This window comes from Polynucleobacter sp. MWH-UH25E (genome assembly GCF_018687095.1).
GTDB lineage: Bacteria > Pseudomonadota > Gammaproteobacteria > Burkholderiales > Burkholderiaceae > Polynucleobacter.
Genome location: NZ_CP061286.1, coordinates 1000366 through 1024328, shown reverse-complemented (window position 1 = coordinate 1024328; position 23963 = coordinate 1000366). Strand labels below are relative to the sequence as shown.

Here is a 23963-nt window from a genome sequence, read left to right as displayed (position 1 = left end):
AAACTTCCTTAATTGGCTTGTAGCTCTCGTCCACGAGTCTCCGGAAGAATCACTGCCGCAATAAAGAATACGCCATACGCAATCACTGCGAAAATCGCAATCGCCATTGCTAATCCATATTGAGCTGAGAAGTAACCAACTAATGCTGGAAACAAAGCGCCGATGCCACGACCAAAGTTATAGCAAAAGCCTTGTCCGGATCCACGCAAACGCGTTGGAAATAACTCTGTCAAGAAAGCGCCCATGCCAGAGAAGTAACCGCTAGCAAAGAAGCCCAATGGGAAGCCAAGCCACATCATCATCTCGTTAGTGATTTCTAACTGAGTGTATGCGATCACCAAGACAATCGCACCAAGTGAGAATGTCATGAATAATTTCCGGCGACCATAACGGTCTGCCATCCATGCGCCCACGAGGTAGCCAATAAAGCTTCCCACAATCAAGAAAGCCAGATAACCAGTGGATCCAACCACAGTTAACTTACGTTCCGCTTTGAGGAAGGTTGGTACCCAAGTAGTGATAGCGTAGTAGCCACCTTGCGCACCCATCGTCAGCAATGAAGCCAAGATAGTTGTTTTCAAAATACCAGGCTTGAAGATTTCCAAGATCGAAGGTGCTTGACCCGCTGCAACCACTTTTTCACGAGCGACTTTTGCAATCTCTGGCTCATCTACATGGCGACGAATATACAAGAGCAGTAATGCAGGGAAGAAGCCAACTACGAACATTGCGCGCCATGCCATATCAGCCGGTAATAGACTAAACATAATAGCTTGCAAGAGAACCGCAGCGCCCCAGCCGATCGCCCATGCAGACTGCACGGTACCAACCGCGCGACCACGATATTCAGCGCGAATGGTTTCACCCATCAATACCGCTCCCGCAGCCCACTCACCACCAAAACCAAATCCCAAGAGTGCGCGAGCAATCATGAGTTGATTGAAGTCTTGCGTGAATGCGCAGATCAGGCTAAAACTAGAAAACCATAAGATGGTGAATTGCAAAGTGCGAACACGTCCAATTCGGTCGGCGAGATATCCAGCAAACCATCCACCGAATGCGGAAGCAAGCAAGGTTCCTGTAACTGCTAGACCAGCCATTCCACGATCTACCTGCCACACGGCAATAATGGTGCCGATCACCAATGGATAAATCATGAAATCCATGCCATCAAGCGCCCAACCTAAAAAGCAACCCCAGAATGTTTTCTTTTCTTTGGGGTTCATGACCTTATAGAAACCGGTCAGACTAGTATCCGTTTGTTGACTCATTTTGTCTCCTTTTTGTTTTAGGCTTTAAATTAGCGAATGAGTAACGCATTTATAACCCAAATATTCTGCTTATAGGGCAAACTAGAGTAAACCCTTAATTTCATTTCATAATGCACTGCACACTCATCGGCGACCACAGCGTACTGATTGATTTCTCGAAGTCAAATGAACCTCTTAAAAGTATTCATGCGCTTAGCAAGGTTCTCTTTGCCAATAAACCCAGTTGGGCTGCCGAGATCGTGCCGGGGCTTGACTCACTTGTCATTCAACTACAGCGCACTTCAGACAACTCCAAGACTACGCGCGAACAAGCGTTAGCAGATATTCAAAAAATTGGGGAGCAATTTGAAAAACAGAAAAGCCGAAAAACAAGTCCGAACAAGATTCACCGCATTCAAGTCTGCTACCACCCAGATCTCGGATTAGATTTGCTTGCTATCGCCAAAGCTTGCAAGCTATCTACTGAAGAGGCTATTCGTCTGCATAAAGAAAGTGTATATACCGCAGACATTCTCGGCTTCATGCCGGGCTTCACATATTTCAGCGGGCTTAACCCGCAATTGCGTCTACCAAGATTAGCCTCACCTAGACCAGCCGTACCCAAGGGCAGTGTCGCGATTGCGGAATTACAAACAGCTATCTATCCACGCGTTACACCTGGTGGCTGGAACATTATCGGTAGATCACCTAACAAGTTATTTGATATCAACATGAATCCGCCAGGTTTATTTATGGCTGGCGATCAAATGCAAATTGAAGAAATCTCGCTTGATGAATTTCATCGGCTAGATCAAGCAAATATATCTAAAGAAGTAATTCGCTCGCTTGATAAAAATAAATCAGAAGCATCAATTGAGGTTTTACAAGCGGGCACATTTAGCACTATTCAGGATGGACCACGCTCAGGTCTTTCCCATTGGGCAGTAGGCCCTGGAGGTGCGTGTGATATTGCCTCCCTACATTTAGCAAATGCATTAGTCGGCAATTCACCAGAGACAGTAGCTATTGAAATGACCTCTACTGGCCCTAGCCTGTTTTTTCATGAGGCAGCTTGCGTAGCTTGGGTTGGTGCTCGATGCGAAGGAATTGTGAACAATCAACGCATTCCAGGCAATCGACCTGTGTGGATTCCAAGGGGGGCGTCTCTCAAATTTTCGCCCTTGAATCCAGGACTAAGAAGCGTACTCGCTATTGGTGGTGGACTAGATCTCCCCGAAACATTGGGTCGCTTTGGTTCACACATCAGCGCTGACATTGGACCTAAGCGTTTGGAAAAGGGAGATCAAATTACTCTCGCAAATCCTAAAGCACCACTGAAATCTAGTTTCCTAAAATCACTTTACAAAGAAGATGATTTACCTAGTTATCCAAAGTGGCAAATTCGATCACCATTTTTGCCAACCAATTCAATCACCCAAGTTCGCTGCTTGGCTGGTCCGCACTTATCATTTCTCAGCGCAAAAGAGCGTGAATTATTTTGGTCTACAGTTTGGACGGTGAGTAACCAAAGCAATCGTATGGGCGTTCGCCTGCAGGGCGACTTCAAAGCAAAAAAAGATTTACCCAATACTCCGTCTCAAGCAATTACATTTGGAACGGTGCAATTCCCCCCATCCCATGAGCCAATCATTATGTTGGCTGAACACCAAACAACTGGCGGATATCCGAGACTAGCTGAAGTTATTCGTTCCGATCTTGTCAAATTAGCCCAGGCAAAACCGGGCAGCAGATTACAACTCCAATTGATTGATCTAGAGGAAGCAGACACTTTCAATGCAGAGGCATTAAAGTTACAAGAATCCACTATGAACGCAATTCAGACCATCATTGATAACTAACGGAAATTTGTATGGATATTAATAGCGATATGGGCGAAGGTTTTGGGGCTTGGGAAATGGGAAATGACGCCCTTTTGCTTGACTACATTACCTCTACGAACATTGCTTGCGGTTGGCATGCTGGCGATCCTGCTCGCATGCAAAAGTTAGTTGAGCTCGCAATTCAAAAAAAGGTTCGCATTGGCGCACATCCAGGCCTACCAGATTTAGCTGGCTTTGGCAGACGTGAAATGGCCATCTCAGATCAAGACGCCTATCGCTACACCCTATATCAAGCTGGCGCTCTACAGGCATTTGTAAAAGCAGCAGGCGGAGTGCTTCATCACATTAAACCTCACGGCGCCCTTTACAACCAAGCAGCTCGAGATATCAAACTTGCTCGCGGAATCGCGCAAGCTGTAAAAGATCTAGGCAATGAAGTGATTTTGTATGGCTTAGCAGGGAGTTGTCTTGTGAAGGCAGCCAATGAACTCAATGTACCCATTTGGCAAGAAGTATTTGCTGATCGTCGCTATACGCAAGAAGGATTTCTGGTACCACGAACTCAAGCGGGCGCAGTAATTGAAGATGATGAACAAGCGCTTAAACAAGTGCTAGGAATGGCAAATGATGGGATTGTTACTTCAATTGATGGGAAGGAGATTGCCATTCAGGCTGATACTTTGTGCATCCATGGCGATAACCCACACGCAGTCGATTTTGCAAAGAAAATTAAAGGCGCCCTACAGTCGCACCCAAATATTTAAGCAGGCTTGTGAGTAGTTGATGAAACTTTAAATACGGTTGGAATAATCATCAACTGGAATAGGGCAATACCAATGAAAAGCGCTTTGGGCAGTCCGGCATCCATAAAGAAGCCGAACACGAAGGGTCCTACAGCTGCACCCAAATCAATTCCTGAATACACGATGCCATAAACCCTTCCGGCAACGCCTTTGGGGGTTGCTAATTTCACCAACAAGTCTCTTGATGGGGCAACAACACCGTACCCAAATCCCAGGGTGCAAAAAACAATCGGGATAATCTGCAGCGGAATTAAGCCTGTCGCCAAAAGCAAACAAATGATGATGGTGATAGATAGAAAGCTCGACACTATTCGCTCTGGGGTATACAACTTCGCAGCTAGATACCCGCCCACCAAAACACCTGCTGCACTACCAAGCGCCAAGAGTGTTAAGTAATAATTTCCGACATTGACGGGTAAATCATAAATCTTGAAAAGCGCGCTGGGCGAAAACGATTGCAAGCTTGAGGTAGAGGCCATGCTAAAGAAAAAGAAAATCCAGCACAACCAAACCGCTTTTAACTTTAGAAACGCAAATGCCCCTTCTGGAGCCACCCCAGACTTGCCGGATGAATTATTTTCTTGAGCGCCCTCATGACGTTCTTTAACGTTATCAATCAACTGATTCTTATTCATCCAAAGAATTAATAGAATTGTTGCCTCTAATAAAGCTGCTGACAAGAAAGCAATACGCCAATCTGAAATCTGCGCAATCCCCACCATGAATGCCGGCGCTGCAGCCCAGCCCAGGTAACCTGTTACACCATGCATGGAATAGGCATAAGGCAAATTTGGCGGCGAGATTTTGTGATTAATGAGCGTGTAATCAACTGGATGAAAAATACCGTTGCCACACCCTGCGATCATCGCGCCCATCACCAACATCCAATACCCATTGCTTTGAGAATAAGTAAGTGCAGCTAAAGCCAATAAACCCACTCCAGCGAAAAGAATGGGTCTTGCGCCAATGCGATCAACCAAAAACCCTGATGATGCCTGCACCACGCAAGAAACCACAAAGAAGATGGACATCAATAGCCCAAGCTCGGCGTAATTGAGTGCGAATTCATTCTTCAACCACGGAAACATTGGCGGAAGAATCAGATGAAAAAAATGGGAGCTGCCGTGCGCTAGGCTAATAAGACTAATAACCCGGACATCACTGGCACGCCTACTAAGCGCAACAGTCATGTACCGAGTGTACTAGCGCAGGATGATTCCTGCAAAAAAACTACTAAGGTTTAATGCACTTGGCGGGTAAAGCTGAACTCGCCATTCTTATCCACATCAACCGGAACAACATCCTTAGGACCAAACTTGCCCTCCAGAATCATCTTAGAAACAGGGTTCTCGATGTGCTGCTGGATGGCGCGTTTTAATGGACGCGCACCGAAGATCGGATCAAAACCAACCTCAGCAAGCTTACTTAAAGCAGCATCACTCACCTCAAGTTGCATATCCACTCTCGCCAAGCGTTCCGACAAGTTCTTCAACAAGATCTTGGCAATATTAGAAATATTGTCTTTATCCAAACCATGAAACACCACGATTTCATCAATGCGGTTTAAGAATTCAGGGCGGAAGTGATTCTTTAATTCTTCAAAAACTGCTTCCTTGATTTCAGCCTGTTTCTTATCCGCCATAGACTGAATTAACTGCGATCCAATATTGCTGGTCATCACAATGACAGTGTTCTTGAAGTCTACAGTACGACCCTGACCATCAGTTAGACGACCATCATCAAGTACTTGCAACAGTACGTTAAAGACATCTGGATGCGCCTTCTCGATTTCATCAAACAAGATCACGCTATATGGATGACGCCGTACCTGCTCAGTCAAATAACCACCCTCTTCGTAACCAACATAACCAGGAGGCGCGCCAATTAAACGAGCAACGCTATGTTTCTCCATAAATTCACTCATGTCGATACGAATTAAATGGTCTTCACTGTCAAATAGGAACCCGGCCAATGCCTTGCAAAGCTCAGTTTTACCAACACCTGTTGGTCCTAAGAACAAGAAAGATCCGTAAGGGCGATTCTCTTCAGCCAAACCAGCACGAGAACGACGAATTGCATCGGATACAGCACGAATAGCCTCATCTTGTCCAACCACACGCTTGTGTAATAGCTCTTCCATTTTGAGAAGCTTGTCGCGCTCGCCTTGCATCATCTTAGATACAGGTATACCTGTCGCACGGGAAACTACTTCAGCGATTTCTTCTGCGCCAACTTGTGTGCGAAGAAGCTTATTCTTCACAACACCATCCTTATCACCCTTTGCCTCAGCGGCAGCAGCTGACTTGAGCTTTGCTTCAAGCTCAGGCAATTTGCCATATTGCAACTCAGCCACCTTTTCGAGCTTGCCCTCACGTTGCAACTTGGCGATTTCTGCACGAACCTTCTCAATCTCTTCTTTGAGATGAGCAGCGCCTAATACAGCACCTTTCTCTGCCTTCCAGATTTCCTCTAGATCGGCATATTCAGCACCAAGGCGTTTAATTTCATCCTCAATCAAAGCAAGACGCTTCTGAGAAGCCTCGTCCTTCTCCTTCTTGACTGCCTCACGCTCAATCTTGAGCTGAATCAAACGGCGATCCAATTTATCCATGACTTCAGGCTTGGAGTCAATCTCCATGCGAATGCGTGAACCCGCTTCATCGATCAAATCGATGGCTTTATCTGGCAAGAAACGGTCAGTGATGTAGCGGTGAGATAACTCAGCCGCAGCAACAATCGCTGGATCAGTAATTTCGATTCCATGGTGAAGCTCATAGCGCTCTTGTAAACCGCGCAAGATAGCAATTGTTGCCTCTACGCTTGGCTCTTCTACCATGACCTTTTGGAAGCGACGCTCTAATGCGGGATCTTTCTCGATGTACTTACGATATTCATCTAAGGTAGTTGCGCCAATGCAATGTAGCTCGCCACGAGCTAAAGCAGGCTTAAGCATATTGCCAGCATCCATTGCGCCATCACTCTTACCTGCGCCGACCATCGTATGAATTTCATCAATAAAGATGATGGTCTGACCTTCGTCTTTAGCGACATCGCTCAGGACTGCTTTTAAGCGCTCCTCAAATTCGCCACGATACTTCGCACCCGCCAATAGCAAAGCCATATCCAACACTAAAACACGTTTGTCTTTCAATGTCTCAGGCACCTCGCCATTCACTATGCGTTGCGCCAAACCCTCCACAATCGCAGTTTTACCTACGCCTGGCTCACCAATTAAAACGGGATTATTTTTACCGCGTCTTTGCAGAATCTGAATGGTGCGACGAATTTCATCGTCACGACCAATGACAGGATCGAGCTTGCCCATACGAGCACGCTCAGTTAAATCCACGGTATATTTTTTCAAGGCCTCACGTTGACCTTCAGCATCTGCACTATTCACTGACTCTCCTCCGCGGACTAAATCAATCGCCGCCTCTAGTGATTTACGATTTAAACCATTCTCACGAGCCACTTTACCGAGCTCGCCTTTATCGTCAGCTACTACTAGCAAAAATAATTCACCAGCAATGAACTGATCATTTCGTTTGTTAGCTTCCTTTTCGCATAAATTGAGCCAATTGGCGAGATCGCGCCCTACTTGAACTTCGCCGCTGGTGCCTTGCACCTCTGGGAGGTTATTAATGATTTTTTCCGTGCCTTTTTCTAGACCAGCAACATTCACCCCAGCACGAGTTAATAAACTCTTAGCGGCACCATCAGAGTCCCGCAACATTGCCAACAATAGATGTGCTGGCTCGATATATTGATTATCTTTAGCTAAAGCAATACTTTGAGCCTCGCTCAAAGCCTGCTGAAATTTGGTAGTTAATTTATCTATTCTCATTTTTATTGCCTCATGTTTTCCATATATTTATATCTATAGAATATATGGGCAATCTTGCGAATTTCAAGGCTTTTTAAAGCCCTTTTTTAACCCAAATTTGACCTCATTTTGACCTGGTTTGTTTACCTTCTTGAATGTTCAGACGGCAGCTACTATGCTGGCATTACCAATCGCCTTGAACATCGGATTAATGCCCATAATTCAGGACAAGGTGCGCGCTATACCCGATCCCGCGGACCAGTCCAATTATTGGCAACTCAAGAGCACCCAAACCGATCCGAGGCTTCTAAAGCTGAGGCCCAATTGAAGCGTCTTGCCCGATCTGAAAAATTGGCATTCTTTCAAGCTAAAGAGGGGTAGCAACTAACTTAGGCAGAAACCGCCTTTAAGCAATGCGTCAGGCAAAATCCACGCACGATACAACCCAAACCCAGCACCAATAAATAGTAAGGAAGCAGCAAAATACCGCACCCATGCGTATTGCCCAAACTGAGTTAATGCTGCAGAAAACTTGGATATCAATAATAAGTTTGGCAAAGTTCCCAAACCAAATACAAACATGATGGTTGCGCCTGTCAATACATCACCAGATAAAAAAGCTAATGGCAATACACCATAGACCAAACCACAAGGCACGAGCCCCCACAACATCCCACTAAACCAGCGCGAAGGGCTATTTGCATAACGGCCTAAATATTTGGCCCAATAATTTGCAATTTGAGCACCAAGCCATCTGGCGCTAATCCGCTTACTAGACCCACCTAAGTTCAGAAGGCGAATACCCATTAAAAATAACAGGATGGAAGTCACTACAAATAAGCTGCGTTGAATCGGTAAGACATTTTGCTGCCAGACTACTACCCCAATCCAAGCGGCGAGAGCACCCAATAAGACATAGGTAGTTATACGACCCATGTGCATAATGAGTTGGTCATATAAAAGCTCAAATTTGGTTTTTAAGGGCATCTGGGATGCTACAGGGCGCTCAATGGCAGCAGCAATACCGCCACACATCAAGGCGCAGTGCCAACCACTGACGAGTGCGCCCAAAAAAACCGCAGTCAACAGGCTGGCGGTCAGCATTTAAAGGGGATAGGACTATCGTTCACCCTAGTAGAATAAACTGTCTGCATAATTAAGCCATTATGAATTACAAGTCTACCGATACCCCTACCAGCAAATGCTCGGTTTGCGTCTTGGGGCAATTCTGCCTACCGGTTGGCCTCAGCTCTAGCGATGTATCCAAAATTGACACCTTAGTAAAAGAGCGGGTGCATTTACAAAAAGGTGAAAGCCTTTATCGCCACGGCGATCCATTAAGTTCAGTCTATAGCGTCCGTTTTGGCACCCTCAAAACTGAGTACTGCCTGCAAGATGGCCGACAACAAGTCATTGGCTTTCATCTACCCGGTGAAATTTTGGGATTAGATGGCATCGGGGATGGTCATTACCAATCTGACGCGATTGCCCTAGAAGAGAGTGACGTATGCATTATTCGTTACGATGCATTTGAGGATCTTGCACGACAAATCCCTGTTCTACAAAATCAGTTTCATCGCATCATGAGTCGCGAGCTCACGCAAGATCAGCGTCATTTACTTTCTCTTGGCACAATGCGTGCCGAAGAACGATTGGCTGCTTTTCTACTCAGCCTCTCGCAACGCCTAGCGGCACGTGGTTATTTAAATAATGAATTTGATTTACGTATGAGTCGTGTCGACATTGGTAGCTATCTCGGCATTCAGATAGAAACGGTCAGCCGCATGCTTTCGCGCTTTGCCGAATCAGGACTCATTCAAATCAAACAACGCCATATCAAGCTCATTGATATGAACGGCCTCTATGAGTTAGCGGGTATACCAAATCCAGATAGAACCGCCTGCGTTAGCCCTGATATCCCGCTAAAACAGGGATAGGACTAAATCAATCCGCGGTCGATTTCTTTATTGTCTGGCGATTCGATACCAGGCAAGATATAAGCTGTAAGAGCGCTAGAGACAGCGCAAAAAGTCCAGATAACAAAAAATCCAATGGTGTAAATACCCTCATCAGATACGTCTGGATGGTATCCAAAGAACAATAAATCTTGTGGGTGGATAACGGTAAACAACAAACCCTCTGCCATACCAGCAACCAAGAATGAAGGCCACAAAATCCAAATGAGTAGACGATATTTCATTTGTGAGCCTGCGCATCTTTAAGTTGCTCAACTTTTAAACCTTGCTTTACCACTCCATCACGCAAAGGTTTATCAGCATACATATTGACTGCAAGCCAAATCGTAATGATGCAACCAATCATCGCGACTGCAGGGCCGCTAATTAAGAGCCAAGGCCATAGCTGCTTCCACCAAGGCTTACTAATCTGCTGTTCGGTCATATGCTTGCTCTCCATCTTTCGCTTGCTAGCTTAACGAGGAATAATAAAGCTGGATTTTTCATTACGTGTTCTCGTAATAAATTCATTGCCAGCCTGCTCTTGCGCAGTGACATCAAAATGAATTGGGTAGTTACCAGGATCGTTTTGGCCAATATTGGTGCTCACTTTAATTGGCATTAATTGATTACTTGCAGGACTAACATTAATTTCGGTTACCTCTTGACCTTGAGAATTTAAAATCCTCAAATCATTCAGACCAGTTGCTTTAACCTGAACCTTCATTGGGTTCTCGGATGCATTCATGATTTGAATGCGATAAATATTTTCAATCCGCACACCCTCTACCTCGCGCGCCAAAGCACCACGGTCACGCATGACATCAACACGGAGCGGATTTCTGGTGGCCAAAGAAAATAGGAAGGCGGAAGCCAACAGCGTAATAAATCCTGTATAGAAAATCACCCGTGGACGCAATATATGCCTAATGGCACTTTGATTGGTCTCTTTATCCAACATCGCTCTCTCGGTGGTATACCGAATTAAGCCTTTTGGATAATTTACCTTCTCCATTACCTGATCACATGCATCAATACAGGCGCCACAACCAATACACATGTATTGCAAACCATCTCGAATATCAATGCCTGTTGGACAAACTTGCACGCAAATACTGCAGTCAACGCAATCACCCAAGCCTAAAGCAGCATGATCAGCAGACTTACTGCGACTTCCACGAGGCTCACCGCGAACCTTGTCATAGGTCACTAAGAAGGTGTCTTTGTCGACCATCACGCTTTGGAAGCGTGCGTATGGACACATGTATTTGCAAACTTGCTCTCGCATAAAGCCTGCATTACCCCAAGTGGCAAAGCTGTAGAAACACAACCAGAATGTCTGCCATGGGCCTAAGGACAAATGCAAAATAGCGGCACCCAAGGTTTCAATTGGGGTGAAATAACCAATGAATGTGAAACCGGTCCAAAAGGCAATCACCAGCCACAGGAAATGCTTGGTGATCTTCAGGCGCCACTTTTTAAAGCTCCATGGCCACTCTTCGCCATCTAGACGTATCCGCGCAAAACGATCACCCTCGACCTTGCGCTCGATCCACATAAAGATCTCTGTATAAACCGTCTGCGGACATGCGTAGCCACAAAATAAACGGCCTGCTACCGCAGTAAATAGAAATAAGGCTAAAGCAGAAAGAATTAGCAGCAGCGTGAGATAGATCACATCTTGCGGCCATAAAACCAAACCGAAGATGTAAAACTTACGCTGAATTAAATCAAAGAGAACTGCTTGACGACCATTCCAACTCAGCCAAGGCAGGCCATAAAAGAGGAGTTGTGTGGCGAATACCAAGATAAAACGCCAGCGGGCAAACAAGCCCGAGACAGAACGCGGGTAAATCTTTCGCCGGACCTCGTAAAGAGATTCCTCTATTACCTCTATCGGAACGGGCTTTCCACCCGGCGAATTCTCTGACACTGTTACTTCACTTACCCTGTATTACTTACTTGCAGGTGCCTGCTTATTATTTGATAAGCCCCATACATAAGCGGTTAACAACTGAATCTTCTCAGGACTTAACACTTTATCTTGAGCAGGCATCATTGCCATGCGACCCTTAGTAACCGTCTCAATAATGGTTGCCTCAGAACCACCATACAGCCAAGTTTTATCTGTAAGATTTGGGGCGCCTAAAGCAATATTGCCTTTTCCGTCTGGACCATGACAAGCTGCACAGTTTGCTTTAAATACTTCTGCCCCACGTGCTACTTTGAGATCATCAGCAGGCAAGCCGGATAAGCTACGAACATAATTGGCTACGTCCACAATTTGCTTGCTATCTAATTGTGGGAATGGAGGCATCACACCGCCGCGACCATTGGTAATGGTTGTTTTGATGTTTTCTGGTGAACCGCCATACAACCAGTCGCCATCGGTCAAATTCGGGAATCCTTTAGAGCCACCAGCATCAGAGCCATGACATTGTGCACAAGAATTCAAGAACAGACGTTGACCCATTTCACGGGCTTGTGGATCGGCAGCAATTTGTTCGATATCCATCTTCACATATTTTGCATAGACTGGCTTGAGCTCATCATTTGCATTCGTCATCGACTTCATCAAGGCGCCGTCAGTGCTATAGCCCAATATGCCTGGATAGGAGCCGAGTCCTGGATAGAGCACTAGATAAACCAAAGCAAATATGCAAGAGATTAAGAACATCCACATCCACCAACGTGGTAGCGGATTATTTAGTTCGCGTAGATCTTCATCCCAAACATGGCCAGTATCAGCAACGGCACCGTCTGCAGTGTGAACTACCTTTGCTTTTCTTTGTGAAAATAAAAGCCATACACACCAAATAATACCAATCAATGCCACGAGGGCAATATATGTGCTCCAACCGCTACTCAGAAAGTCACTCATGATTTTTCCTTACTAAATTCATCCGGCAGATCAAATGGAAGTTCAGCCGATTCCTGATTAGCTTCTTTTCTTCGTGGTGACCATGCCCACCAAACAATTCCAAGAAAAAAGATTAAACCTATGACAGTAGAAAAAGCTGAAAGATAGGGAATAATTTTTTCCATTTGTTTTGCAGCTTTACTTATTGGTTACTTCATCAACAATAATGTAACGACGCGAAACTCCAAGACCCTGAAGATATGCAATCAACGCGTCAAGCTCGGTCTTTCCTTCTAATTCTTTTGGTGCATTTGCAATGTCTTCATCGGTATAAGGCACACCCAAGCGACGCATTGCAGTCATATGCGACTGGATAGTGCCCGCATTAGCTGCATTCTTTGATAGCCATGGATATGCAGGCATATTGGACTCGGGCACCACATCACGTGGGTTGTTTAAGTGGATTTGATGCCAAGCATCGGAATAACGACCCCCAACGCGAGCTAAGTCTGGACCGGTACGCTTGCTACCCCAAAGGAATGGGTGATCAAAAACAGACTCACCAGCCAATGAATATGGGCCATAACGCTCTACTTCAGAACGAAGAGTACGAATCTGTTGTGAATGACACCCAACACAACCTTCGCGCTGATATATGTCACGACCCGCTAAACGTAACGCAGTGTATGGCACTACCCCCGGGCTGGGCTCAGTTGTAGAGTGTTGAAAAAATAATGGAACAATTTGTACAAGTCCTGCAATTGAAACAACCACAATAGTGGCAATAATCAACCAACCAACATTTTTCTCAAGCGTACCATGGGAAAAGAATTTATTTTCGCTAGACATTTTCTTCCCCCTTAGTGAGCAACAACTGCATTAGGAATCGGCGCATTTACAAATTTCTTGCCCTGCACAGTTTTAAATACGTTATATGCCATTAACAACATTCCACTCAAATAACACAAGCCGCCCAGCAAACGAATAGCATAAAAAGGATAGGTTGCTTTTACAGATTCCACAAAGCTATAAGTCAATGTGCCATCTGGCTCAAAGGCTCTCCACATCAAACCTTGCATCACACCAGCAATCCACATTGCAGCAATATAAATAACCACTCCGATTGTTGCGATCCAAAAATGCAGCTCAATTAACCTAGTGCTGTACATATCTTTCTGACCAACCAAACGTGGAATGAGATAGTACAAAGAACCAATAGTGATCATAGCAACCCAGCCTAAAGCGCCAGAGTGCACGTGACCAATAGTCCAGTCTGTGTAATGAGACAAGCTATTGACAGTCTTAATTGACATCATGGAGCCTTCGAAGGTAGACATGCCGTAGAAGGATAGGGCCACGACCAAAAACTTCAAAATAGGATCACGGCGCAACTTGTACCATGCACCAGACAATGTCATGATGCCGTTGATCATGCCACCCCAAGAAGGCGCTAACAAAATCAGTGAGAACACCATACCTAAAGATTGAGTCCAATCAGGCAGAGCGGTATGTTGCAAGTGATGAGGACCCGCCCACATATAAGTAAAGTTCAGTGCCCAGAAGTGAACGATTGACAAACGATATGAGTAAATTGGACGCTCTGCCTGCTTAGGAATGAAGTAATACATCATGCCCAAGAAGCTGGTAGTCAAGAAGAAACCTACTGCGTTATGGCCATACCACCATTGAACCATGGCATCTTGAACCCCTGCGTATGCAGAATAAGATTTCCATAAACTTGCAGGCATCTCAATATTGTTAAAAATATGAAGGATGGCAATTGTTAGGATGTACGCCCCAAAAAACCAATTCGAGACGTAGATATGCTTTGTTTTCCTCTTCATGATAGTGCCAAAGAAGACTATTGCATAAGCAACCCACACTACTGTAATCAGTAAATCAAGTGGCCACTCGAGCTCGGCATACTCTTTCGAGGTAGAAATTCCAAGCGGCAAGGTGATCGCTGCACCAACTATGACTAACTGCCAACCCCAAAAAGTGAAAGCAGCTAATTTATCGCTAAATAATCGAGCCTGACAGGTCCGCTGAACAATGTAATAGGAAGTTGCAAAAAGCGCTGAGCCTCCAAATGCAAAAATCACCGCATTTGTATGTAATGGACGTAAACGACCATAACTTAACCAAGGAATGTTGAATGTAATCTCAGGCCAAATTAACTGTGCAGCGAGTATGACGCCCACGAGCATACCAACAATTCCCCATAAAACAGTAACAATAGCGAATTGACTAACTACTTTGTAATTGAAGGTATCTTGATTGCTCCCCACGGCTAGTCCCATGGTTTCTCCTTTTTTGACCAAACAGCGACATAATTCAAATAGATAGTGTCAATTATCAAATTAAGATGACTGTCGAGGTTTGATCTACATCAAAAAGGGTAGGGCAAATTCACGATATAAACGAAAACCGCCTATATAAATCATATATTATTGATTTATATAGCTATTTTTTATAGCGTTCACTAACTTTATCTTGTTTTGGAGTGTCATCATCCATCAAGATAGCCTCTCCTGGGCCATCCAAGTCATCAAATTGACCACTCTTGATAGACCAATTTAAAAACCAAACAATCAAAACTAATAAACCTAATGAGATAGGAATTAGCAAATATAAACTTTCCATTCCGACAGTCTATGCCTTTCTCAAACGCCAGGCATTTAATGTGACTGCCAGCGAAGATAGAGACATTCCTATTCCCGCTATCCATGGATTTACTAGACCCAGCATCGCAGCCGGGATTGCCAATACGTTATATACCAATGCCCACAACAAGTTTTGCTTAATGATTGCTTGCGTCTTATCAGCCAATGCTAAGGCTTTAGCTAAAGGTTCTAAAGAATTTGCCGTCAATATTGCATCCGCACCAGCAGCAGCAAGTGGTGCACCCGCACCCACTGCAACAGAAACATCAGCACGCGCAAGCAAGGGCGCATCATTTACACCATCTCCAATTGCCCATACAAAGCGCCCTTCTTTTTGCAAGTGCTCGATGTAATCAAATTTATCTTCGGGCGTACAAGCACCGCGATAATTTTCAATCCCCACTAGCTTTGCCCACCAAGCAACTGTGCGTGCATTATCACCAGATACCAAATGCACTCGAATATTTTTTTTCTTAACTACCTGTAATAAGTTTTCTAAACCAGGTCTTGGTGCATCTAAGAAAACAAAGCTTGCAATGACGCCTTGTTCATCTGCTAAATGCACTTGCCCATATTGGCCATCAGATGAATTGATTGGATCCTGCTGAAAGCCCAGCCAATCAGCGCTTCCAAGACGATATGAACTAGAACTCAGGCCCTTTCCAAGCAGGTTATTTACTGGCTCAGATAGCGTAATGGGAGCTATGTTTTCCAGTTCAACAGCGCGTAATATTGATAGAGCCAACGGATGCTTTTGACCAACCTCTAGTGCTGCTGCAATGGCTAATGCATCTTGCCTAGCAAAGCCACTACGGAGAATCACAATCTCTTTCAGCTCAGGCTGACCCATAGTCAAGGTACCAGTTTTATCTAAAACCAAATCGCTTGCTTTAGATAAGCCCTCGAGCACATGGCCACGCACAATCAGTAAACCTAATTTTGTAATAGCGCCCTGTGCCGCAGCGAGCGCAGTTGGCACAGCCAATGAAAGTGCGCATGGACAGCTTGCAACCAATACCGAAACCAATACCGTCCAAGCTTGGTTAGGATCAAAGTACAACCAAATCGTTGCAGAAATAAATGCACTGAGCAAAAGAAATCCGACAAAGTAAGCCGTCCATTTTTCAGCCAGGCTAACCATGACCGGTTTGGCAAGCAGAGCTTGATCCAACAAGGAGGCAATGCCAGCAATACGGGTGGATTGCCCTATCGCTTCAACACGCATAATCAAGGGGTTGAGAATATTGTGAGTTCCAGCATAAACACGATCACCAATTCCTTTATCGACAGGTTTGGACTCACCGGTTAGCAAGGACTCATCTAAGGAACTGGGGCTTTCAACCAAAACGCCATCAGAAGGAAGTACTTCGCCTGGTGATACACGTAAGAAATCCCCTGCGGTGCAATTGACTACAGGCACAACCGAGGTTGCTCTTGACTCTGGGTAATTACTTAATCGTTCACAGGTTGCTGGAAGTTGTTTTGCTAAGGCTTCCGCACCACCTTGTGCATCCTGCCTTGCCAATAGCTCTACATAACGAGCCGCCAAAATAAATGCGACAAACATCGTGATCGAATCAAAGTAACTCTGACCCGATCCTTTGATGAGATTAATCGTGCCAGCAGTAAACGCTAAAAATAATGCCAAAGCAATTGGGACATCCATACCCAACATATGGGTTTGTTTAAATGTTCGTACGCTACGCCATGCGGCTTGAAATATAGGGCCAGCCGAATACACCATCACGGGCACGGTTAGGGCCCAGCTTGTCCAGCCCAATAACACCTCAAACTCGGGAGTAATGTCAGCGCCTACATAGCTTGGCCATGCATACATCATGACTTGCATCATGCCTAACATCGCCACGCCAAGCCGAGTTAATAGTTGGCGACGCTCCTTCTTGGATCTCTCGGAAGATAAGGAAGGCTCAAACGGCCAAGCTTCATAACCAATGCGCTCAATCTCAAATAGCAAACGAGCAAGACTAGTTTTCTCAGGCGAATAACGCACAATTGCTTTCTGCGTTACATAATTGATTTGCACATCTTTCACACCAGAGATTCTTCTGAGATGTTGCTCACACAACCACACACATGCAGCACAACGAATCTTCTCTAAACGCAAAGTTGTTTCTAAATCACCCGCGTCACCATAAGGTCGAGTAAAACGCGCACCCAATGATGGATCATCGTAAGGCTTTAGATTTTCAGGAATCTCATTACTAGCAAGATATGCCGCAGGCTTCTCGCTTGATTGCGCGCGTCGCGCATAAAACACCTCAAGGCCTTCGCCATGAATCGTTTGGGCAATCGCCATACAACCCGCACAACAAAATTGACGCTGTACACCAGCTAGCTCGGCTTCTATCAGCTCATGAGGCAGGATGCTGTTTGAGCAGTGGTAACAAGTAAATAAAGGGTTGCTACTCATGTTTAGTTGCTCATGAAGTGGTTTTATCAACCCAACCACTGCGACGTTCATAAATCACAAATAGAACACCCCAAATCACGACAGCTGCGTAAGCCCAAATCCACGCAATCGAAGAAGAGCGTGAACCAGCAACGTCTAATACAAAACCAAAAATAGCCGGCCCCATTAAGCCGCCACCAAATCCCATCAAGGAATGCAAACCCATTGCAGCACCCTTGATATTTTCTTGAGCGCTAATCACTAGACCGGCAGTTAATGTTGAAGAGTCAGCCATAATGAAAATAGCGTGTCCAATGGCAAGTGCGACAATCAACCACCATGAGTGCCCAGTCGAAGAGGCTAAAGCAATTCCCATAATGGCGCTGGTCAACATCACAATGCAAACCCACTTTTGGCGCCCAACTCGCAAGGCGATTTCATTGCCAAGAATGGATGAGGGCACCCCAAAGAAATTAATCACGCCGGCTAATGTGGTGGCGGTTAAGAAGAAGCTTTCCCCGGAAGCAGCAGCACAAAACGCAAAGAACGCCACAATCCAACTTCTAGAGGCAAACAACTCTAAAGAGTGCGCGGTATAACCAAAAATAAATCCTGATGCTTTTTTATCCATCAAGACTAACTTCCATTTATCCACTGGAAATATGTCATGCAAGCGAATTCGAATCGGACCCTTCCACTTTTCATGGGCCAACGGCGGAATACAAAAGAGCACAATTAAAAATGCCGCGAATGGTCCCAGCGCAATAATGCCAAATACATAGTGCCAACCCAAGGCGCTCAAGATCCAACCGGAACATAAATAAGAAAAGCCAGTGCCAATACCAAAGAACGCCGTGTAAAAAGCAATATGTCTAGTTAACTCCCCAGTCTGGATGCGATCAGACAATATTTTGAGTCCTGGCATATAGGTGCCAGCAAGACCAGCGCCATTAATAGACATAAATAAAAGAGCTGTCCAAAAATTGTTTGCTAATAGCGCCATTCCCAATAAGCCGGAGGTTGCCGAAATACCGCCCACCAAATACACCTTACGAGCATCCACTCGGTCGGTAAGTGCTGTCGCTAGAGGTACGGCCAACATATAGCCAAAGAAAAAAGCACTCGCAATTAAGCCAGACTGGAGATTAGAAAGATGCCATTCTTCCTGAAGGGGGGCTAGAACTACGGCATAGCATGCGAAACCCAATAAGGCACAGGTTTGCGCCATAAGCATAAAGGGGGTGTAGCCAACTGATCGAAAACGCATAGAGCACCGGTGAAATCGTCAGCTCATTCTACTCGCCCAGATCATCCATTCCCGCTACACTAATAAAAAATAGGATGGAGACCACATGAAACGCACAACATTCCTTGGATATCTTGCTGGTGCATTGCTGACACTATCAAGTCCGCTAACTTTTGCGGATAACTACCCTTCTAAACCCATCAAAGCTATTGTTCCCTTCGCACCCGGTAGCGCCACCGATCAGATTGGTCGAGCATTTGCTGCCAAGATGGCTGAGTCTCTTGGTCAACCAGTGGTTGTCGAAAATCGTCCTGGCGCCAATGGCATGATCGGGGCCGATGTAGTTGCTAAATCACCCGCGGATGGCTACACCCTGCTATTTGGAACCAATAGCACCAATGCTGCGTTAAAAAGCCTGGTCAAGAACTTACCTTACAACCAAGATACCGCATTTACACCAATCGGTTACTTTGGCTCAGTACCGCTAATTGTTGCCATCAATAATGATGTGCCGGCTAAATCACTAAATGGTTTTGTATCTATCGCCAAAGCGAATCCTGGAAAAATGACATTTGCATATGCCAGCACTTCTCAGCGCGTCTCTTCTGAAATGCTAGCAAATGATGCGGGCATCAAGATGACTGGCGTTTCATATAAGAGCGGCCCGAATGCAATGACTGATCTTATCGGAGGTCAAGTCAATATGTTCACGGCTGACTTTGCGGTGACATTGCCACAAGTTCAAGCAGGAAAAATTCGAGGTCTAGCGGTGACCTCACTAAAACGTTCCCCAGCGATTCCTGAGTTGCCCACCGTCAATGAGGCGCTAGGCATCAAGAACTATGAATTGATTGCATTCTTTGCAGCCTTTGGTCCAGCTGGGATGTCTAAGGATGCGGTAATGAAACTTAATAAGGCAATTAACGATGCCGCTAAATCTAAAGAGTTAACAGAGCGCTTTGCTTCACTGGGTTTTGAGACACAACCAGGAAGCCCTGAAGCACTTGACCAGAAGATAAAACTAGAAACTGCGAAGTGGGCCAAAGCAATTAAAGCCGCCGGAATGGAAGCGGAATAAGAAGCTTACTCTGCATCAATCTCCATGGATAAGAGCCAATAAGAAAGGCTCTTACCATGAGAATCTAGATTCAAAGATAGATTAACGCCACCATCTAATAGATCGTCAATAACAAAATTGAGTGCCTGTAAATTTGGTAAGTCATAACGCGTTACTGCGCTTGGATGACGGAACCCAAAATGTTCTTTGACTTTTTCTTCCGTCAACTCTCTTTGCAAGATTGGAAAATCTTCTTTTCGATACGCAATCACACTAATGTTTGACCGAGAACCTTTATCACCCGTACGTGCATGGGCAATGTGGTGAAGAGGCACTAAATGATTTTTCATTTTGAATGCTCCTCCTTATAAAACACGTAGGAAGGTTTTACTTCAGCACGAGGAATAAGGGCAACCAAGGTATTCAATCTAGGTTTTAGGCTTGTTCGAACGCCGCCACCCCCGGCAGGACCGCAAGTATATAAAGCAGTCACTTCGCGACATACTCGCATTGCTAACTGTCGATCCTGATGGGCCGCAGCAACACGAAGGCGAATATCTTCAAAAGATTTTGAAGGAATGATTGCAGGCCCCTCTCCAGAATCACTCACAAAAACACTAGATGACCCAATGAAATCAACTCTAAGATCTAAGTCTTTGTCAATTCGATCACGGATAATTTGTGCCGCTAACTGTGCACGCTCAAGAGCGTGGTGACCCGCATACGAAATCTCCGCCTCAGCGAGCCATCCCCCATCAATACAAATATTTGCCTTCAAAGAATCTGGCTTGGGATGTCCTTTGACATCCTTCAATTTAACTCGGTTATTTCCAAGATCGGAAATCGTAGCTTGAGTAATATCCGCAACAACATCAGGGGTCAAATAAGCTGCAGGATCATGCAACTCGTATAGCAATTGCTCGGTGACGGTTAAACGGTTAACAACACCCCCAGTACCCTCAGGCTTAGTAACGCAGATATTGCCTTGTGCATCAAACTCTACAATTGGAAAACCGACATTACTTAAGTTGGGAGCGTCCTTATAACCTGGATCTGCAAAATAACCGCCGGTAACCTGAGCTCCACATTCCAGTAAGTGCCCAGCCATCGTGGCGCTAGCCAAGAAATCCCAATCTTCCCAACTCTTTTTAAAGTGAGACATCAATGGACCCACAGTAAGAGCGGGGTCAGCAACGCGACCTGTCACCACAACTTGAGCACCAGCAGTTAACGCATCCGCAATCTCTTTTGCACCAAGATATACATTCGCACTAACTAGCTGACTATGTGCCAATAACTCTTGATCTGGCTTTGCAAGATGCGCCTCAATTATCTTTCGATAGCTAGGCCCTGAAATGTCATCACCCATAACAACTGCGATCTTTAATTCTGGCAAATTCTTTTCTTTTGCCAAGCGCGTAATAACTGCAGCAGCCGCAAATGGATTGGCAGCACCAAAATTCCCCACAATTGGAATTCCTGCCTGCACACAAGCAGACAAAATGGGCTCAAGCATTTCTTCAAGCAAGGGCTCATACCCCAGTTGATCGTTTTGTCGACGCTCTAGTTGAGCAAGAGCAAGCGTTCTTTCGGCTAGGCTTTCAAAAATAAGGCATCCCGGTCCTCCATGCTTTATCAAAGCATTAACCAGTGGCTTGGCAACCCCTAGGCGATCGCCTGAGAACCCTGCGGCACAAGCTACGCGATAAATGTCCGACACGATGAATTAGTGGCTATTGTTGGCTGCGGTTAGGAGAGTCTTGAAAACCGTTAGATCTAAATGTCAGAACCAAGGTATCGCGATATCCATAGTCGGCTAATGGCTGAATAGGGGTAGATTCATGAATCATTCGCTCATCATTCATTAATAACAATGACCAAGGCTGAGTTAATGTGAAACGCAATCCCGCAGAACCTTTTGCATCAAAGATTCGGGTTTCGCCACCCTTAATACCCACGCGATCCAATAAAAATACCGCAACAAAATCCACTCCATCACGATGTGCACCTTCAGGTGTTGGACGACCAATACCATCGGCTGTATCAATTCGAAACTGATGAGCCTCAACAAACCATGTCCTTGCTGGCTTTAAACCACTTAAGAGATTGGCTAGGCCAAGCAATACACCTTGCCAAGCAGGATCATTTAAGACGACGGGAAGCACAGGCTCAAACCAACGCTCTATACCGCCATGCAAGGCGTTGTAGTCTAGCGATTGCCAGTGAGCGCGATGCGGGACTAAATTCAAGCTTTGATTTTGAATCTCAAAACTGGCATGTCGACGAAAACGATAGCGACCACCATCCTTAAGATAAGGATCTCGCGGCAAACCCTCCCAATATTGAGAGAGATTCTGCAAATTTGCCAGAGGCGCACCACTCATTTCCGCCACCGTTTCTGGTGATGCCACAACAAAACCGTCTTGACTTAATGCTTGAGCAAGCTCTTTTGCCGGAGTCAGTCTAGGAGAAAGAATGGTTGCAGTCATAGATTCATTGTAGGGCAAGCTAAGGCTTAATCAAGCTGCGCGCCAGATGCCTTCACAATTTTTGCCCACTTAGCTAATTCATCTTTAAGTAATCCAGAGAGTTTTGCCGGTGGCACTGGATGTAGATCCAAACTCTGTGCAATCAATTTTTCCCGAACATCGGGCTTGGCAATCATTTTATGCATTGCATTGTCTCCCACTATTTTTATTTTTTAACCACTAAAAATCTATATGCCTTCTATTTGAAGCGCTGAATTAAGAATACAAGTGATTCAATCGTGCTCGCACATCCCCAACGTGACCCTTTAAGTCATATAACTCTTTTGAGTCCATCATGGATACCTTGATATTGCCAACACGTTTCTCAATAATTTCCAAATCCCGGAAATTTTTTTCCTTCAAATCTGGATTAAACGCATTCCTTTCAAGCTCACGTAATTCTGCATAGACTTGGGCAAGCTTCAATCTGAGCAAGAAGTTCTTTGCCGATGGAATATAAGTAAAGAGTGGAATAAAAATCACCAATAGTGGAATCACAATCTTCACAAAGCGACCAACCCAAACCGCCGTCCAGAATGGTAGATGGCGATGCAAAAATGATGGGCCATCCTTCAAATAAATCTCTGCATCGACATGCAAAGGAAAATCCATGCCAACACTTGAGGGAAACTCTCCCGGCTTTTGCAAGCGAGAATAAGATTTGAGAATGTCATAAGAAGCGCTCAGCATAAGCGAGATCATAGCAGGGCTAACATTGGCTTGAGTCACCAAAGTAGCGGTTGGTGCGATCACCTGAATATCTTGCTTTGGAATGTCGTGTTCAATGCTTAACAAGCCTCTTGGCACATTTACCTTAGATAAATACGGCAAATTACGCGTATAGGCGTCTGCTTGATCAAAACTCATCAAGCGGATGCCAGGCACTTCATAGAATTTCTTCAAAATTGGGGCTTCTGCTGCCGCCACAATAAACACTGCATCAAGCTCGCCATTGCTGAGCTTAGCTAAAGCCTGATCTGGCTTTAGCTTTTCACTGTGGATTTCATTTTCTTTAATACCACTGATTTTCAAAAGAGCCGTGCTTAAAGCAAGAGTACCGCTTCCCTCGTTGCCAATCGCTACTCTCTTACCTTTGAGCTGCCCCAGTACTTGTAAGCGGCCACCTTCGTTTTTAAATCCAGGCTCGCGATACCAGACCCAAATCGGTTCATAAAACATACCGGCGATAGAGACTAAATTCGGATACTTGCTTACATCCGCAACACCGCCTTGCACCATCGCGAAAGTGACGCCGGAGTTTGGATCATTCAATAAGCCCAAGTTATCAATTGTTCCACCAGTTGCTTTAACCTCTAAGCTGACGCCGTCTTTAGCGACCTCTTCTTTGAGGCGCTCGCCAAACTGGTAATAGAGGCCCGTTGGAAATCCAGTGGCCATTTCAATGACTTTTGGTGGCGGTGGCACCAAAATCCATAACACTGCAAAAATGGCAACCAGCACCACACAAAAACCTACAGCTATTGCAAATGGGTTGTATAGATATTTCTTATAAGTTGTCATAGATTG

At 45.2% G+C, this 23963-nt stretch carries 24 protein-coding genes; 5 read left to right on the top strand and 19 right to left on the bottom strand.

Annotation, left to right across the window (positions count from 1 at the left end; translation table 11 throughout):
• Nucleotides 1-8: 8 nt before the first annotated feature.
• Nucleotides 9-1271, bottom strand: coding sequence for an MFS transporter (locus ICV39_RS05450; protein WP_215389153.1), 1263 nt, complete (start codon nt 1269-1271; stop codon nt 9-11).
• 110 nt (nt 1272-1381) lie between these two features.
• On the opposite strand from ICV39_RS05450, the gene ICV39_RS05445 reads away from it, so the two are divergent.
• Complete coding sequence (locus tag ICV39_RS05445; RefSeq protein ID WP_215389151.1) at nt 1382-3109, top strand: 5-oxoprolinase/urea amidolyase family protein; 1728 nt, start codon at nt 1382-1384, stop codon at nt 3107-3109.
• Between the two features lie 11 nt (nt 3110-3120).
• Nucleotides 3121-3855 carry a 5-oxoprolinase subunit PxpA gene (locus ICV39_RS05440; RefSeq protein ID WP_215389149.1) on the top strand — a complete coding sequence of 245 codons (735 nt, stop codon included), beginning with the start codon at nt 3121-3123 and terminating at the stop codon, nt 3853-3855.
• Here ICV39_RS05440 and ICV39_RS05435 read toward each other — a convergent pair.
• Together ICV39_RS05435 and clpB are read right to left on the bottom strand one after the other, a co-directional pair.
• Entirely contained in the window at nt 3852-5084 is a 1233-nt protein-coding gene (locus ICV39_RS05435) for an MFS transporter (protein WP_215389148.1), read from the bottom strand. The two genes, ICV39_RS05440 and ICV39_RS05435, sit on opposite strands and share 4 nt — an antisense overlap.
• A 50-nt stretch (nt 5085-5134) precedes the next feature.
• Nucleotides 5135-7738 carry an ATP-dependent chaperone ClpB gene (gene clpB, locus ICV39_RS05430; RefSeq protein WP_215389147.1) on the bottom strand — a complete coding sequence of 868 codons (2604 nt, stop codon included), beginning with the start codon at nt 7736-7738 and terminating at the stop codon, nt 5135-5137.
• A gap of 108 nt (nt 7739-7846) precedes the next feature.
• Here clpB and ICV39_RS05425 point away from each other — a divergent pair, with 108 nt between their 5' ends.
• Nucleotides 7847-8098 (top strand): GIY-YIG nuclease family protein, encoded by a 252-nt coding sequence (locus ICV39_RS05425; RefSeq protein ID WP_215389146.1) that lies wholly within the window; start codon nt 7847-7849, stop codon nt 8096-8098.
• Nucleotides 8099-8101: 3 nt separating this feature from the next.
• On the opposite strand, the gene ICV39_RS05420 is transcribed toward ICV39_RS05425, so the two are convergent.
• Nucleotides 8102-8821 (bottom strand): sulfite exporter TauE/SafE family protein, encoded by a 720-nt coding sequence (locus ICV39_RS05420; RefSeq protein ID WP_215389144.1) that lies wholly within the window; start codon nt 8819-8821, stop codon nt 8102-8104.
• 62 nt (nt 8822-8883) lie between these two features.
• Between ICV39_RS05420 and fnr the strand changes: the two genes are divergently transcribed.
• A complete protein-coding gene (gene fnr, locus ICV39_RS05415) occupies nt 8884-9654 on the top strand; it encodes a fumarate/nitrate reduction transcriptional regulator Fnr (protein WP_215389143.1) in 771 nt (256 codons plus the stop codon).
• 2 nt (nt 9655-9656) lie between these two features.
• On the opposite strand, the gene ICV39_RS05410 is transcribed toward fnr, so the two are convergent.
• The 10 genes from ICV39_RS05410 to ICV39_RS05365 form a co-directional block, all read right to left on the bottom strand.
• The gene (locus tag ICV39_RS05410; protein ID WP_215389142.1) at nt 9657-9917 is read right to left on the bottom strand and encodes a hypothetical protein; all 261 of its coding nucleotides are present in this window, start codon (nt 9915-9917) and stop codon (nt 9657-9659) included.
• Complete coding sequence (locus ICV39_RS05405; RefSeq protein WP_215389140.1) at nt 9914-10117, bottom strand: FixH family protein; 204 nt, start codon at nt 10115-10117, stop codon at nt 9914-9916. The genes ICV39_RS05410 and ICV39_RS05405 overlap by 4 nt, the downstream gene beginning before the upstream one ends.
• 30 nt (nt 10118-10147) lie before the next feature.
• Nucleotides 10148-11605: a cytochrome c oxidase accessory protein CcoG gene (gene ccoG, locus ICV39_RS05400; protein WP_215389139.1), complete on the bottom strand. Its 1458-nt coding sequence runs from the start codon at nt 11603-11605 to the stop codon at nt 10148-10150.
• Nucleotides 11606-11626: 21 nt separating this feature from the next.
• Nucleotides 11627-12553: a cytochrome-c oxidase, cbb3-type subunit III gene (gene ccoP / locus ICV39_RS05395; protein ID WP_215389138.1), complete on the bottom strand. Its 927-nt coding sequence runs from the start codon at nt 12551-12553 to the stop codon at nt 11627-11629.
• Entirely contained in the window at nt 12550-12717 is a 168-nt protein-coding gene (locus tag ICV39_RS05390) for a cbb3-type cytochrome oxidase subunit 3 (protein WP_371816520.1), read from the bottom strand. Before ICV39_RS05390 ends, ccoP begins: the two co-directional genes overlap by 4 nt.
• A 13-nt stretch (nt 12718-12730) precedes the next feature.
• Nucleotides 12731-13381 carry a cytochrome-c oxidase, cbb3-type subunit II gene (gene ccoO / locus ICV39_RS05385; RefSeq protein ID WP_215389137.1) on the bottom strand — a complete coding sequence of 217 codons (651 nt, stop codon included), beginning with the start codon at nt 13379-13381 and terminating at the stop codon, nt 12731-12733.
• Nucleotides 13382-13392: 11 nt separating this feature from the next.
• A complete protein-coding gene (ccoN, locus tag ICV39_RS05380; protein WP_215389135.1) occupies nt 13393-14832 on the bottom strand; it encodes a cytochrome-c oxidase, cbb3-type subunit I in 1440 nt (479 codons plus the stop codon).
• A 163-nt stretch (nt 14833-14995) separates the two neighbouring features.
• The gene (ccoS, locus tag ICV39_RS05375) at nt 14996-15175 is read right to left on the bottom strand and encodes a cbb3-type cytochrome oxidase assembly protein CcoS (protein ID WP_215389134.1); all 180 of its coding nucleotides are present in this window, start codon (nt 15173-15175) and stop codon (nt 14996-14998) included.
• A gap of 9 nt (nt 15176-15184) precedes the next feature.
• Entirely contained in the window at nt 15185-17626 is a 2442-nt protein-coding gene (locus ICV39_RS05370; RefSeq protein WP_215389132.1) for a heavy metal translocating P-type ATPase, read from the bottom strand.
• Between the two features lie 10 nt (nt 17627-17636).
• On the bottom strand, nt 17637-18872 hold the full coding sequence (locus ICV39_RS05365) for a nitrate/nitrite transporter (protein ID WP_215389131.1): 1236 nt from the start codon (nt 18870-18872) through the stop codon (nt 17637-17639).
• Nucleotides 18873-18957: 85 nt separating this feature from the next.
• Here ICV39_RS05365 and ICV39_RS05360 point away from each other — a divergent pair, with 85 nt between their 5' ends.
• Nucleotides 18958-19929, top strand: a complete 972-nt coding sequence (locus ICV39_RS05360) for a tripartite tricarboxylate transporter substrate binding protein (protein ID WP_215389130.1) — start codon at nt 18958-18960, stop codon at nt 19927-19929.
• Nucleotides 19930-19934: 5 nt separating this feature from the next.
• On the opposite strand, the gene ICV39_RS05355 is transcribed toward ICV39_RS05360, so the two are convergent.
• The 5 genes from ICV39_RS05355 to ICV39_RS05335 form a co-directional block, all read right to left on the bottom strand.
• A complete protein-coding gene (locus tag ICV39_RS05355; protein WP_215389129.1) occupies nt 19935-20258 on the bottom strand; it encodes a hypothetical protein in 324 nt (107 codons plus the stop codon).
• Nucleotides 20255-21628 (bottom strand): acyclic terpene utilization AtuA family protein, encoded by a 1374-nt coding sequence (locus ICV39_RS05350; protein WP_371816519.1) that lies wholly within the window; start codon nt 21626-21628, stop codon nt 20255-20257. Before ICV39_RS05350 ends, ICV39_RS05355 begins: the two co-directional genes overlap by 4 nt.
• 13 nt (nt 21629-21641) lie before the next feature.
• A complete protein-coding gene (locus ICV39_RS05345) occupies nt 21642-22397 on the bottom strand; it encodes a 2OG-Fe dioxygenase family protein (RefSeq protein ID WP_215389128.1) in 756 nt (251 codons plus the stop codon).
• A 26-nt stretch (nt 22398-22423) separates the two neighbouring features.
• Nucleotides 22424-22582: a hypothetical protein gene (locus ICV39_RS05340; protein ID WP_215389127.1), complete on the bottom strand. Its 159-nt coding sequence runs from the start codon at nt 22580-22582 to the stop codon at nt 22424-22426.
• Nucleotides 22583-22652: 70 nt separating this feature from the next.
• Nucleotides 22653-23957, bottom strand: a complete 1305-nt coding sequence (locus tag ICV39_RS05335) for a TAXI family TRAP transporter solute-binding subunit (protein ID WP_215389126.1) — start codon at nt 23955-23957, stop codon at nt 22653-22655.
• Nucleotides 23958-23963: the final 6 nt, after the last annotated feature.

Coding starts and splice junctions, on each gene's coding strand:
- ICV39_RS05450 (WP_215389153.1), bottom strand. CDS start 1,271: ATGAGTCAACAAACGGATACTAGTCTGACCGGTTTCTATAAGGTCATG.
- ICV39_RS05445 (WP_215389151.1), top strand. CDS start 1,382: ATGCACTGCACACTCATCGGCGACCACAGCGTACTGATTGATTTCTCG.
- ICV39_RS05440 (WP_215389149.1), top strand. CDS start 3,121: ATGGATATTAATAGCGATATGGGCGAAGGTTTTGGGGCTTGGGAAATG.
- ICV39_RS05435 (WP_215389148.1), bottom strand. CDS start 5,084: ATGACTGTTGCGCTTAGTAGGCGTGCCAGTGATGTCCGGGTTATTAGT.
- clpB (WP_215389147.1), bottom strand. CDS start 7,738: ATGAGAATAGATAAATTAACTACCAAATTTCAGCAGGCTTTGAGCGAG.
- ICV39_RS05420 (WP_215389144.1), bottom strand. CDS start 8,821: ATGCTGACCGCCAGCCTGTTGACTGCGGTTTTTTTGGGCGCACTCGTC.
- fnr (WP_215389143.1), top strand. CDS start 8,884: ATGAATTACAAGTCTACCGATACCCCTACCAGCAAATGCTCGGTTTGC.
- ICV39_RS05410 (WP_215389142.1), bottom strand. CDS start 9,917: ATGAAATATCGTCTACTCATTTGGATTTTGTGGCCTTCATTCTTGGTT.
- ICV39_RS05405 (WP_215389140.1), bottom strand. CDS start 10,117: ATGACCGAACAGCAGATTAGTAAGCCTTGGTGGAAGCAGCTATGGCCT.
- ccoP (WP_215389138.1), bottom strand. CDS start 12,553: ATGAGTGACTTTCTGAGTAGCGGTTGGAGCACATATATTGCCCTCGTG.
- ICV39_RS05390 (WP_371816520.1), bottom strand. CDS start 12,717: ATGGAAAAAATTATTCCCTATCTTTCAGCTTTTTCTACTGTCATAGGT.
- ccoO (WP_215389137.1), bottom strand. CDS start 13,381: ATGTCTAGCGAAAATAAATTCTTTTCCCATGGTACGCTTGAGAAAAAT.
- ccoN (WP_215389135.1), bottom strand. CDS start 14,832: ATGGGACTAGCCGTGGGGAGCAATCAAGATACCTTCAATTACAAAGTA.
- ccoS (WP_215389134.1), bottom strand. CDS start 15,175: ATGGAAAGTTTATATTTGCTAATTCCTATCTCATTAGGTTTATTAGTT.
- ICV39_RS05370 (WP_215389132.1), bottom strand. CDS start 17,626: ATGAGTAGCAACCCTTTATTTACTTGTTACCACTGCTCAAACAGCATC.
- ICV39_RS05365 (WP_215389131.1), bottom strand. CDS start 18,872: ATGCGTTTTCGATCAGTTGGCTACACCCCCTTTATGCTTATGGCGCAA.
- ICV39_RS05360 (WP_215389130.1), top strand. CDS start 18,958: ATGAAACGCACAACATTCCTTGGATATCTTGCTGGTGCATTGCTGACA.
- ICV39_RS05355 (WP_215389129.1), bottom strand. CDS start 20,258: ATGAAAAATCATTTAGTGCCTCTTCACCACATTGCCCATGCACGTACG.
- ICV39_RS05345 (WP_215389128.1), bottom strand. CDS start 22,397: ATGACTGCAACCATTCTTTCTCCTAGACTGACTCCGGCAAAAGAGCTT.
- ICV39_RS05340 (WP_215389127.1), bottom strand. CDS start 22,582: ATGCATAAAATGATTGCCAAGCCCGATGTTCGGGAAAAATTGATTGCA.
- ICV39_RS05335 (WP_215389126.1), bottom strand. CDS start 23,957: ATGACAACTTATAAGAAATATCTATACAACCCATTTGCAATAGCTGTA.